Annotated in this window: 6 protein-coding genes; all 6 read right to left on the bottom strand. The window is 37.6% G+C overall.

What is annotated here, in order from left to right; all coding sequences use genetic code 11:
• Positions 1–10: 10 nt before the first annotated feature.
• The 6 genes from EYD45_RS08420 to EYD45_RS08395 all read right to left on the bottom strand — a co-directional run bounded on the left by EYD45_RS08420 (position 11) and on the right by EYD45_RS08395 (position 13,734).
• A complete protein-coding gene (locus EYD45_RS08420) occupies positions 11–3,199 on the bottom strand; it encodes a glycoside hydrolase family 2 TIM barrel-domain containing protein (RefSeq protein WP_130964096.1) in 3,189 nt (1,062 codons plus the stop codon).
• A 116-nt stretch (positions 3,200–3,315) separates the two neighbouring features.
• Positions 3,316–5,157, bottom strand: coding sequence for a PKD domain-containing protein (locus EYD45_RS08415; RefSeq protein WP_130964095.1), 1,842 nt, complete (start codon positions 5,155–5,157; stop codon positions 3,316–3,318).
• A 30-nt stretch (positions 5,158–5,187) separates the two neighbouring features.
• Positions 5,188–6,753, bottom strand: coding sequence for a RagB/SusD family nutrient uptake outer membrane protein (locus EYD45_RS08410; RefSeq protein WP_165453908.1), 1,566 nt, complete (start codon positions 6,751–6,753; stop codon positions 5,188–5,190).
• A gap of 3 nt (positions 6,754–6,756) precedes the next feature.
• The gene (locus EYD45_RS08405; RefSeq protein ID WP_130964094.1) at positions 6,757–9,861 is read right to left on the bottom strand and encodes a SusC/RagA family TonB-linked outer membrane protein; all 3,105 of its coding nucleotides are present in this window, start codon (positions 9,859–9,861) and stop codon (positions 6,757–6,759) included.
• Between the two features lie 232 nt (positions 9,862–10,093).
• Positions 10,094–12,907, bottom strand: a complete 2,814-nt coding sequence (locus tag EYD45_RS08400) for a triple tyrosine motif-containing protein (protein ID WP_233702583.1) — start codon at positions 12,905–12,907, stop codon at positions 10,094–10,096.
• A gap of 149 nt (positions 12,908–13,056) precedes the next feature.
• Complete coding sequence (locus EYD45_RS08395; protein ID WP_130964093.1) at positions 13,057–13,734, bottom strand: head GIN domain-containing protein; 678 nt, start codon at positions 13,732–13,734, stop codon at positions 13,057–13,059.
• Positions 13,735–13,737 lie beyond the last annotated feature (3 nt).

Below are 13,737 nucleotides of genomic sequence, written 5' to 3'. Positions count from 1 at the left end.
TATACTTTTTTTATTTGCCTATGTTGATGTGTATATACGTTCTTATTTCCCATTCTGTCCCGTTAGGAAACCCAACAGGACTAAGTATTGGCTCTGGAGGGAATGCATCGTTAACTGTATTGGTAGGGCTATATCTTGGAGAGTTTTGATCCATAGAACGCCACATGCCTCTAATTCCAATTTGTGTACTTGGTAAGATAAACCAGTCTGGTTTTCCTAGAGTTGTCGATACATCTAACATTAATTGTAAAGGATATGTTAGGTTAAAATCACGATGGTAATCAAATGGCCCCCAATCGTTTACTTTAACATGAGACATTAATTTCATGTTCTTGTACATCATTCTTAAATCTCCACCAAAACGTGTGATTGTTCTATCTGAATCACCATTTGCTTGACCATTTCCATAATAGAAATTACCAATAATTCCAAAATCTGAATTAACTTTTGATACCATGCGCGAATGCAATTCCCATAAATCTTCAGCTGGAGCAGATTCTCCAAAAGCAAAGAAAGAACGATCTGCTAGGAAACCTATGTGACCATCCATTTGTGTTGGTAGATGACGATAGGTAAACCCTAAATTCATTGCAAACTTTGCGTCTTCAGATCTATCATTATCCCACTCATACATCCAAGTTCCTGGTGTAGGATCAAACGTTAATAATAGTTCCCCAGCAGTAGTTTCCCTGTTACCGTTTCTTACGGCAAAAGGGTCGTCAATAACGTTTCTTAATCTACCCGGACCTACAACGCCATTAGGCATGGGATCTACCAAAGGTTGCTGATACATGAAATTAGGTGCTATTTGGAAATTACCTGCTGAAAGCGCAAAACCTGTTAAAAAATTTGTCATATTTCCACTTCCAGAGTCTTTAAGTCTCCAACCCGTAAAGGTTCTTGTTTGGTCTACACCTCCGTTTGCAACCAATCCCATGTATGACCCTTGAGCATACCAATTAAAACCACCTTTTTGGTAAGTAAGTTTTGCCTTAGCCCCCCAATTATCACTGCTTTGTATTTTATCTACAATCACCGCATTATTGTTTGGTGAGTATATCTGGAAAGAACTTCCATTTAATGGGTTTCCTCCCCAAATACCCCCAAGTGTAACTCCAAAATGTCCAAACTCTCTTTCTAAAGCAAGTGTTGCTCTCTCAGTTGGCCACGCCGGAATAATACCTGAACGTACTTGGTTCTGATTTAATAAACGACGACCGGTGTCATCAAACTCTAAATCTGTATTAAGATCTCTATGATATACTCCCGTAACATCCCAATTCATTATGTGTTTAGAATACTTTAAAAGTACTGTTGGGTTTGCTCCCCACCACAATTGAGGTCCAAATGCAGCTTTAAGCCCATTTAAATCGCCTTTACCATCAACTTCAACACCTAAAATTTCACCGTTGTAAATGTCTAAATTAGGGCCATAATTAGCTTCTGGATAAAGGTTGAAGAAATCGCCTTCATAAGCCCAATGGTAGTGGCCTGTTCTATAAAAACCTCTTAAATCAAAATCTTTAGCTTTCCATTCAAATTCTGCTTGGTATACTCGTACACGATTGTTATCTGTAAGAGTAACTTGATCACCCTCTACATTAGTTATATTAACTGGACGACCTACATTTTCATAAAAAATTTCGTTTATAGGATTGGAAGCAACATTTCCTAGAATATTAAAATCTACATTTGCCGTCATATTTGGTGCGGGCTTGCCTTGGATACCCACGAAATAAGATTGCATATGATCGAACCCTAGTTGATCTGGAAACGTTTGCGCGTCATCAGGATCAGCTGTTTCTGGAGTTGTTATTAAACTACCCCCAGTATTGAAGGTTGTAAATTGAGCCGATAATCTACTAATACTCAATTTATCTGAATCACCTCCTGACAGTGCCGCTTTATCGCCACGTGCCCTAAGAACAGCATCCATAATATTGATATTATCAAAATAGTTATCGATAAATTCTAGGTTTACACCGTCTCCATAAGGGTTGAGCGCATGAGCGTCTTTTAGTGTATAATATGAAGCGCGAGGGTAAAGATCGTATAAGCCTCTGGCGTTAGTTGGTCCCTTTGCACAAATACCAAACCACTCCTCGTTCATATTATTTGAGCCATTCTCAGTGTCGTGATAATACCCGCCATTACTCCATGAAGCACCAGTTTGGTGAGTGTCTGCATCTTTTCTATCATCAAAACCTAGTTTCCACCAGCCATCACTGAACTGAAACGTGAATCCACCTATTGAATTTCCTGCTTTTCCTAAACCAGCAGCATTTTCATAAATCTCTTTCCAGTTTAATAAATTATAATGCGCTTGCCAATATTGGTCTTCTTTGTCCGTAAGGGCGTTGTAAGCATCTGCACCAAATTCAGTAAACATTACTGGCTTGTCCAGTTTTTCTTTTACTACTTGGAAAAAATCTCCAAAAGATTCCCCTCTATAAGTATTAGCGCCATAAACATCCACATCCTTACATTCCTCTGCTATAATATCTATGAACAATACATCTCCATTGCATATCGCTACGGGATGGTTTGAATCCATTTCCTTCATTTTTATGGCAACCTCATTCATCAAACGATACATTGGCCTACCTCGTTTTTCACCAACTGCTCGTTTCTGCTCTTCACCTTCTGGGAAATCTTCGGTTTCAGCCCCTTGCCAAAATAGTCCGTAGTTGTTTTCATTACCCATCATGTACATCAAAATCCCAGGAACATCTTTGTACTGTTCTACCAGTTGCATCATTTCAGACACTAACAACTCTTGTGTTTTTTCATCTGAATAAATGGTAACGGGCGTCCAAACACCATCTATTGTGAGCCCGTAGCGCCCAAATGTGTGGTTTAGTAAGGTGTAGACACCATATTTTTCGTAGATATAAGTTACCCACTTTGCTGGCACACCAGTATATTGTCTTATAACATTAACATTCATGTTTTTTAGAAGTCGCATTTCGCTATCCAAACCTGCTTTGATAATATCATCAGACTGTTTATAGAAATTCGCATTGGTAACATCTGTGCCTATTGGAACATAATCCCAATTCATACCATTAATCATAAAATCTTTACCATCTACGACTAATCTAGTTCCTTGATCATTCTTTACTATCTCCACTTTATTGGCTTGAGCAAAAATTGCAGAAGTAAATAAGAGAAACACTAATCTTAATAAATTATTCTTCATATTTTATTTAGTTAAATTGGTTTTGAACTTCACTCTTATTTTAGACTACTAAGCGGTCCGAAAATGAGACCGCTTAGCAGCAAAATAATTTTCTTGAAGTCAGGAGTATATTACTATTACTGTTTTACCAGTTTGAAAGACCAATGCCCTCCACCTGCAACTTCAATATCAAGTTCTAGTGTATTTCCGTCAAGACTAGCCATATATGTTACTGAATCTGGTGCATCGGCAGGACTCGCTAATTCCGCTCCGTTTACAACCTTTGCCAATCCTAGGAATGCCCCTTTACCATCGATGGTAATAGTTCCTGCAGATTCGTCATACGTGTAAGTAGCGGTAGCTGTTCCGTCATGCGGAAATATTGGCGTGCCACAGCTTTCTCCATTATTACCTTGCCATCCTTCTAACCATGTTTCACTTCCTAAAATATTTTGGAAAGAACCATCATTATTAAACACATATTCATCATCGAATAAGCATGCTCTTGTAGTTACGTCCTCAGACGAGTTAGACCACCATGAAATATCATTTAATGCAGGACCTACCCCTAACGCAGCAGCTTCTGGTGCTAGTGTCCAAGTTCCTACTAATGGGTTTGCAGGAGGTGCTTCTTTTACAAGTTTGAACGACCAGTGTCCACCGCCCGCAACTTCAATATCAAGTTCCATGGTATTTCCATCTACTGTTGCTATATAAGTAACTGAATCTGGTGTATCTGCTGGACTAGCCAGTTCAGCTCCATTAACCACTTTTGCTAAACCTAAGAACGCGCCTCTACCATTAATGGTAATGGTGCCAGCTCCAGCATCATAGGTATATGTTGCGGATGCGGTACCATCGTGTGGAAATATTGGCGCGCCACAGCTTTCCCCATTATTGCCTTGCCATCCTTCTAACCATGTTTCACTTCCTAATATATTCTGGAATGTACCATCTTCATTAAATACGTATTCGTCATCGAACAAACATGCTCTTGTGGTAACGTCTTCAGACGAATTAGACCACCATGAAATATCATTTAACGCTGGCCCAACACCTAATGCTGCAGCTTCTGGCGCTAATTTCCATGTTCCTACTACTGGAGATATTGCCGGAGGAGCCTCTTTAACTAATTTAAAAGACCAATGTCCTCCACCTGCAACTTCTATGTCTAATTCTAAAGTATTATCATCTACCAATGTTGCCATGTAGGTTACTGAATCTGCTGCATCTGCTGGAGATGCTAATTCTGCACCGTTGACAACTTTTGCCAACCCTAAGAAAGCACCTCTACCGTTGATGGTAATCATATCGTTTGCATAGGTGTATGTAGCAGATGCCGAACCATCGTGAGGAAATACGGGTGCACCACACTCTTCTGCAGCGGCTCCTTGCCAAGGTTCTATCCAAGTTTGGTCTCCCATTACATTTTGGAATGTTCCGTCTTGATTAAACACATATTCGTCATCAAAAAGACATGCTCTTGTTGTTACATCTTCTGCGGAATTTGACCACCATGACACGTCGTTTAATGCTGGACCAACTCCTAGAGCTCCAGCTTCTGGTGCTAATTTCCATGTTCCAACAATTGGTGGTGCATCTACAGGGTCTGGCTCAACTGTAAACACTACTGTATGCTCTTTTGTTATGGTAACATCTTCCTTACCAGATAAAGATGCTGTTACAGTTATGGTATAGGTCGCTGATTCCTCTGGATAAACATAAGTTACCATTGGACCGCTCGTCATAAATACATCATCCGCTGAAGCAGGGTCACCAAAATCAACAGAGTATACTATCCTGCCATCACCAGGAACCGTTGTGGGTACAACGCCTGCTTCAGTCCCTTCAGGGTTTAGCGTCGCTACTGTAAAATCTAAGCCTGCTATTATGTTTAAGTCATCTTCTTGTTCGCAAGATGTTATAAAACCTACCAATAAAATTGATAGAACGTATATTCCTTTTTTTAATAAATCCATCTTTTTAATTTTTTATTTTAATATTTTAGTTTAGTTATTAGTATATCCTGGGTTTTGTCCCCAAGTTTCTTCGGCTAGAGCCAACTTAAGCTCTATTTGTGGAATTGGGAAAACCTCATTCTTGTTTTCTACAAAATCAATCGATTGAAAATCGTCAGGCTTATTGGCATTATATTCATCAAATGCTGCATTGGCTGTTCCTGTCCTTACTAAATCAAAAAACCTATGACCTTCTCCCGCTAGCTCTTTTCTTCTTTCTTCATAAATAGCATCAATTAAAGCGCCTTCTGCAGAAGTATAATCCATACTATTATCACCATAGGCTCTGGCTCTTACTTGGTTTAGATAATTTTCAGCATTTGAACCACCACTTTGTGCTTCTGCCTCAGCAGCCATTAATAACACATCGGCATAACGTATTGCGCGATAGTTGTTTTTATGCACTAACTCTGCTGTATTCGCGTTTCCTGCCTTATCAGCTTTTCTAGGCATGTATTTATGATTGTAAAACCCTGTATCTTCTCTGGGGGCAGAATAATTTCCTCCTGAGTCTCTTAGCTCTCTTAAATCGAAAATGGTAACATCTCTCCTCATATCATTGTCATCATATAAATCGTATAACATTTGAGATGGCAATAAGAAGCCCCAGCCTGAAGCATAAACAGGATCATCAAACGGAGATCTTGGACCATTAAATTGTACAAAATAAGAGCCCTCGCTACAGTGAATACAATCCCATCCAGCACCTTCAACATTGGTGTATTGAATCTCGAAAACAGATTCTGGACCGTTTTCGCCGTCAGTAGTGAACATGTTTTGATAGTCCTCTCCTGTGGTTAACTGGTATTGATTACTATTAATCACTTCATTTAATACCGTGGCAGCTTCAGCATATTTTCCGTCGAATAAATATACTTTCCCCAGTAATGCTTGCGCCGCACCTTTAGTGACCTTGTATGGTAAATCTTGTGTGAGAGGTAAACTAGGAATAGCTTCCTTTAAATCTTCTTGGATTAGTGCGAAAGCCACAGATTTGCTTGCCACTCTTTGCATGGAAAGTTCATCACCAGCTAAAACTTGAGCATCCGCTATTCTGTTTACGCCGTTTCTTTCCTCAACTTTTAAAGGTATGTTTCCAAAAAACTTCACAAGCTGAAAAGCATAGTAAGCTCTTAAAAAGTAGCCTTGTGCCAAAATCTCATCTTTACCTGAAAAATCAAGTTCATCCTTGTTTTCTAGTAAATAGTTTGCACGATTCATTCCCGCATACATTAATTGCCAAACACTTCTTAACTGCTCTTGGTCTGCAGGGGTTTGAATCATGTAATTCACATTCTGAACCACCGGTTGATCGTAGTTGAAGGCATCTCCTCCAGATCCAAAATCATCCGATGCAGATACTGCCAATAAATTACCCCAAAATGTACCCTGGAGTAAATCGTAGGCACCAATCAATGCATCTTCATACTCTTCTTCCGTATTGAAGAAATTATCTGCATTTGGACCTATCGGGTCAACTTCTGTAAATTCATCACAGGCCGCCAGCGAAAGCAGTACTGTAAGGAACACGTACTTTAATCTTTTTATCTTTTTCATTGCTTAAAAATTTAAATTAACACCTAGTAAGTAAGTGGCTGCAACAGGGTAAAACCCTTTATCAATTCCTCCACCTATTGGCGCACCATTTGTAGCTGAAGGATCGTAGCCTTTGTAATCCGTTAACGTGTAAACGTTATTTCCTGATAAGTAAATTCTAATTTTATCTATTCCGGTTTCTTTAAAACCTTCATTGTCTATTGTATACCCTATTTGAATATTTTGTAGGCGAAGAAAAGACGCATCTTCTACCACAAAGTCTGAGAATAAATCAGTATTTATGTTTGCACCTGCAACAGCTCTTGGTACAAAATTGCTTGTGCCAGAACCTTGCCAACGTTCTAGCATATAAGTACCTCTATTTGCAAATAAGTCTTTACGCTCATAATCACGGATCATATCATTGCCAACTGAAGCAAAGGCATTTGCGCTAAAATCGAATTTTTTATACGAGAAGCCGATGTTAAATCCAAATGTGAAATCTGGAATAGCGTCGCCGATGTTAGTTCTATCGGCATCTGTGATTTGACCATCGCCATTCGTATCTACAAACTTTAAGTCTCCAGGTGCAACACCCCCAACTGTACTATAAGTTCCGGTAGGAGACCCTGCATTTAAAATATCTATTTCCTGTTGCGTCTGGTAAATACCGTCTGTTTTATAGCCATGAAAATAGCCTAAAGGCTCTCCTACTACCATTCTAGAAATATCGTTTTGGCTTATTCCTACACCAAACTCTCCGCCTGGAGGCACATCTCTTCCGTTTAGCGAAGTCACTTCATTTTCCAGATATGTCGCATTAAAACTGACGTTAAACCTGAAATCATCCGAAAAATTATCGTCATAAGCAATCATAAATTCAACACCTTGGTTTTGTACTGTACCAGCGTTAATAAATGGCGAAGCAGCCCCTGGTGCCCCAACACCTATTATTCCTGGGGCCTGTGGTTGAATTAATAAGTTTTTGGTTTGCTTACGAAATACATCGGCAGTAATGCTTACAGTATTATTAAATAATCGGGCGTCTAGACCAATATTTGCTGTTTCTTGCTCTTCCCACTTTAAATTAGGGTTTCCTATGGTGCCAGCCCCTACACCATTAAGTAAGTCGTTTTCATCAACAACATTCGGGTCTCCCGGATCGATTGTCGCTTCTCCATTTAATCTCGTAAGAAATGCGAAATCTGCTATTCTATCATTACCTATGATACCATAACTTGCTCTTAGCTTTAAAGAGTTTAGCCAACCCTCTCTATTGAAGAAATCTTCATCAGAAACATTCCATCCGATAGAACCTGAAGGGAAATACCCAACATTGTTGTTGTTTTCAGTAGAAAACCTTGAAGACACATCTCTACGAATAACACCAGAAATTAAATACTTTCCTTTATAGCTATATTGTAATCTTGCGAAGGTGGATGATAAACGAGAATCAAATTGGTCTCCACCAAGAGCTTTAGAAGCATCATTAATTCTATCTGATAGCACGCCCTCAACTCTGTCTCCAATCCATCCATCAACAAAAGCATCACTTACAGAGTTGCTTCCGTTTCTTAGTTGAAGACCGCTTTCTCCATAAAAATGACCTCTTGTTCTAAATGTAGACATACCCAAAAGCACAGTTACATCATGGTCTTCTCCAAAGGTATTGTTGTAATTAATGAAGTTATCCCAAGTGTAATCAGTGTATAAATCACTAAAATCCTGTACTTCATTTACATCTCTGTTAGCCGATTTACCGTTCCCATAATTGACGATTGGGAAAAATACATCGTTTAAAACATTAGAATAATTTATTTGAAATTTGGAGCTTACCGTAAAATGCTCTAAAAATGTATAATCCAGACCAATAGTACCACTGTATCTATCTACTCTGGTAATATTGTGCGTATTTGCTATTTGAGCTAGTGGATTGATTATTTCAATTTGTGAAATACGATTAGGTTGCGAGAACCCGCCATCAATATCCCTTACTGGTAAATCTGGATTGATATTGACCGCACTGTACAATACAGAACCGATACTACCTTCAGGTAAGTTATTCTTTGTGGAATTGGTATACAACGCTGTTGCAGAAAATTTAAGATTATCTAATATGTCATACTGATATCCTAATCTTGCCGTAAATCTTTCAAAATTATTTTTACTCGCGCCTACAATACCATCCTGATTTAAATAAGAAGCACCAAATGTATAAGCTGATTTTTCAGTACCACCGCTACCACTAAAATTAATATTAGAAATCACAGCAGTTTTGAGCACTTCGTCCTGCCAATCAGTGCCCTCTTGTGGGTATACGAAATACTCCGTTCTGTCTGCCGCATCATTCACATAGATGGCAAAATTTAAAGGATCTAAAAGATCTATCTTATTACTTGATGTTTGAAATCCTGTATACGAATCTACCTGAAATTTAAGTTCCGAATTCTTTCTACCTGTTTTTGTTGTGATTAAAATAACACCGTTTGCACCACGTACACCGTAAATACCAGCAGTAGCATCCTTAAGTACGTTTACACTTTTAATATCATTAGGGTTTATTACAGAAAGGTCTTCTATAACGTTACCGTCTACCAATATTAAAGGCCTATTATCTCCGTTAGTAGTGATACCACGAATCCTTATGTTTGCACCTGCGCCAGGAGAACCTGAAGTAGAGGTTACATTTACACCGGCAATCTGTCCTTGAAGCGCTTGCTCAACCCGTTGTGGGTTTAGCTTCTCAATGGCCTCAGAGTCCACAACCGAAACAGCTCCTGTAACTTCCTTTTTACGTTGTGTACCGTAACCAACAACGACTACTTCGTCAAGTTGCGCTACATCCTCGTCTAAAGTAACGGTAAGTTTCTGTCCATCAGAAACTACAATTTCTTTTGTGATGTATCCAATGTAACTAAAAGTTAGTGTAGCCCCCTGCTCTACATCGCTAAGGGTAAAATTTCCATCAAAATCAGTTACCGTTCCTTTGGTAGTGTTCTTGACAATTACATTAACACCTGGAATGGGAAAGCCCGTATTGTCCAGTACAGTTCCGCTGACCTCTATATTTTGAGCACCAGTGTACCCAACAATAAGGAATATCAGCAATCTAACTAATGAATGTCTCATAGTTTAATTAGTTTTGAGTTAGTTTTATAAAATTATAGGTATTGATTGATAAATTCTCATTTTTGCCCTCTACAAAAAGTATACATGTCAAAAAAAAGTGAGTTTATTTGTGAAATTATTAAAAACACCCAGGTTTTATGAGGGTTTTGGAAGATTGCTGTTTAATCCAAAAAAGAGTGAAAAGGCAAAATGTTGTGGTAATGTATAGGTGTTTCAGTGCTGTGTAGTGGAGTTATATCTCCAAAATATAGTCTGATAAGCTTGCCTCGTGTGGCAATTCCATCTTTTTTCGAAGCCTGTAGCGCTTCACCTCAACACTTCTTGGAGAGATATTAAGTAATGGCGCAATCTCTTTAGACGATAGATTTAAACGTAGGTATGCGCATAAACGCAAATCATTTGAAGTCAAATTAGGGTGCATACTTTTTACTTTCTTTAAGAAGTCTTTATCTGCATTATTGAAAGCTTCTTGAAACAAATTCCAGTCATCTGTATTGTTAAGGTTCTTGTCAATAATTCTAATCACCTTATTCAATTTACTAGCATCATCAATACTTTCTAGTTCTTGCTTTAAACTGCTTAGGAATTCATTTTTCTTAATCAGGTTCATTGTAGAAACTCCAAGTTCTCGGTTTTTGTTTTCAATATCTTCCCTTAGCTTATCGTTTCTAAAACGCATTAACTGCTGTTTGTTTTCCAATTCTTTTAGTTCAAATTCCCTCGTGGTTCTCTGCATCAAACGCTCTCTTTGTTTTCGATAATAACGTTTATACAAATTATGTATAAACAAAGAAAGAAGCAGGAAAGCGACCACGTATACAGCAATAAATATATTTGACAAAAACCAGGGTCTTTTAATTCTAAACGTATAGGTAGCGTTGTTTAAAGTATTTTGATTGCCCACTTTGCCATTTACCAAAAACGTGTACTCTCCATAGGGTAAGTTTTTAAATAATACCGAGCCATCAGTGGTCCAATCACTCCAATTATCGTATATGCCTTCAAGTTTATATCGATATTCTGGTGGTTGTGTCTTTAAGAATTCTGAAATACTGTACGAAAACCGAATGTTGTTTTCCTTGTTTTCCAGTTCTGGTGCTTTGGTGGTATCTATAAACCTTTCCTCACTACTTTCTTCTAAACTACTTATTGTTATTTGATCAATATTGATTTCAGGCTCCTTATTAGTAATCTTATTTAAGTCTAAAATGACATAGCCTGTCGTGGATCCAAGTAGAAATTTCTGGTTGTTTATATGTGTTACACTCTCGTAACCTGAGACATCCTTACGTATATCTTCAGGAAATGGCACGGTGAATATCTTTTGCTCTCCGCTTAACTTTGAAGACGTTAAGTAGTGTACGCCTTTACCGGAAAAACTCCAAAGTTTATTGGTTTTTGTATCTGATACTAGTTTTGCAGAGGTAAAATCAGCATCACTTATTAATTCGCCTAAAAGGCTATCACTTTCAAAAGTTTTAGCAAGTTCGTTGTATTTAAACACACCTTCTCTAGTGGAATACAAAACGTTATTATTGTGCCTTATAAGGCTGGAGTTCATGCTCTTTTTTAATACTGTGTCCAAGGAGACAGTAAACACCTCTGTTAAGCTGTCATTTAGTTTTAACTTGAATACTCCTTTATACTCGTGGCTCACATAAAGTTCATTGTCTTCCACAAACTCGAAGTATCTGCTAGAAATATTAAAATTTTTAATCTTGTGCTTTAATCTCCATTTCCCATCGTTTTTTTGCAAAACATGTAGCCCATCATAATTTCCTTGAATCATTTCGGAGGTGTTATCAGGTAATGGTTTTATTTGCCACGTTCCCTTAACATCGGAAATTTTTGTTGCTACAGTGTCATTTATTATAAATGTCCCTGAGTCATGGCCACAGAACAGCGTGCCATTAATCATGCCTAAAAACCACACCTGACCCTGAGTGCCTTTTATAAATTGAAAATCGCTATTACCCAATAAAGGCTTATAGAAAAGCCCTTGATTAGTACCCAAATAAAGCATGTCTCTGTGAACCTCTGAGGTATATACACTGCCTATTACCCCAGTTTTGTCAAAATAAACACTATATGGAGAATTTAGGTTTATACAGTTAATGCCATTGTCTAAACCCAACCAAATGTTGTTGTTTACATCTTCATATATTGAAAGCACAGTGTTATTGCTTAACCCATTGCTTTTATCAATTTTGTGCGTTATGTATCCGTCTTGCGATAATAGTATAACACCATCTGAAATTGTACCAAGGATATACTTGTTGTCTTTTAATTTAATGCTGCTGAAAACACTTACCTCCGTTAAAACGTCGTTTGCTGGAATATCCCACGGCATAAGTTGATTGTTATCTAATTTAAAAAAACCATTGTCCTGTGTTAATACCAGTAATGACCCGTAATGGTTATAAACATTAATAACACGGTTTTCTTTTAATAGATTGTCCCCTGAGAGCAAAACAGCACTCCCACTTTCAATTTTGAATAAGCCTCTATTTAAACTTTGGAAATAAAAATTAGACCCTTCTTTGAATAAATTTGTTATATCGCCATCAAAAGACACGATATTATATACTTCCGTCGCTTTGTTATAAATATGAATACGATCTAACGACTGAAAAATAACAGAATTCCCAAAGGCTTGGATGTTCCAAAACTCTTCGTCTTCCAAAAACTCAACCTTTAATTTCTCTGAAAGTGATGTGTAATTTAATACTCCAAAATTATCTCTTTGCCAATATCCAAATTCATGATAGCTGCCTGTATAAATTAAACTATCTAAAACCTGTACTGAACGAATAATGGTTTCATTTGGAGACTCGTACAAATTCCATTTTGCGCCATTGTACTCTAATAACCCTTTATTGTTTGCTACATATATATGATGGTTTTGAGATTGGGAAATAGACCAGTTTTGGGAAGCTGCGCCATAGTCCTTTGGATTAAAAACATTAATTGGCGGTCGTTCTTGGGCCTTTACTTTTATGAAGAAACCAAGTATTAATAATAGGAAAAAATAGTTGGCGTTTTTCACAAGTTTTAGTTTTGTTGTGTAACGAAGGTAGTGAAAACAGGGCTTAAAAACAATAATGTATGGTTCGTGTATGGTAATAGTGCATTTAAAAACTAAAAAAAGAGCCACTAGAATATAGTGGCTCTTTTTATAAAACTATTTCAAAATAATTACTCTTCTACTCGTTTTATTCTTCCGCCCAAAACTCTGCTTTCGTTAACGCTGTCTGGATTACCATAAATAAAAATATCTCCACCAGCACGAACCTTAGCTGTTACCTCTTTTGTAGCATATACATATGCCTCTCCGGCAGCTCTAACAGAAACCTCGGTAAACTCAGTTTTTAAGTTTTCTCCGTTATAATCACCGCCTGTGTAAATAGAAACGTCTTGGTTTTTAGCCTTCCCGGATGCTTTTATATCAGCTCCTGTAACGGATCGTACATTTGCGTATTTCACATCTAGCTTAACATCTATTCTTCCACCTTCTTGTGCTGTTAAATCTATCTCAAACTGTTCAATTACATCATCAGAATGTATGTTCGCGCCTTCATTTGCATCTATAGCATCAATACTGGTGTAATATAATGTCACTTTGGTATTGGCGCCATCAAAAGCTTCTTCTAGCTTCATCTTTATTTTTAATGTGCCGTTTTTATTATTTACCACTACATCATTTTTATTCTTTCCGGTAATTACTACTTTATTTTCATCAGATTTAACAAGCTCCACGTTTATTAAATCATACACTTTAAGTTCGGTAAACTCACCAACTGTTTTTTCAATTGGTTTTTGTGCTAGCGCTGAAAAAGAAATTGCACACACAAAGAGGGACATTAATAGTTTCATTTT

Source organism: Hyunsoonleella flava, assembly GCF_004310325.1.
Lineage (GTDB): Bacteria > Bacteroidota > Bacteroidia > Flavobacteriales > Flavobacteriaceae > Jejuia > Jejuia flava.
Note: the sequence above shows the minus strand (reverse complement) of the source record. Positions and strands in the feature narration are given on the sequence as shown.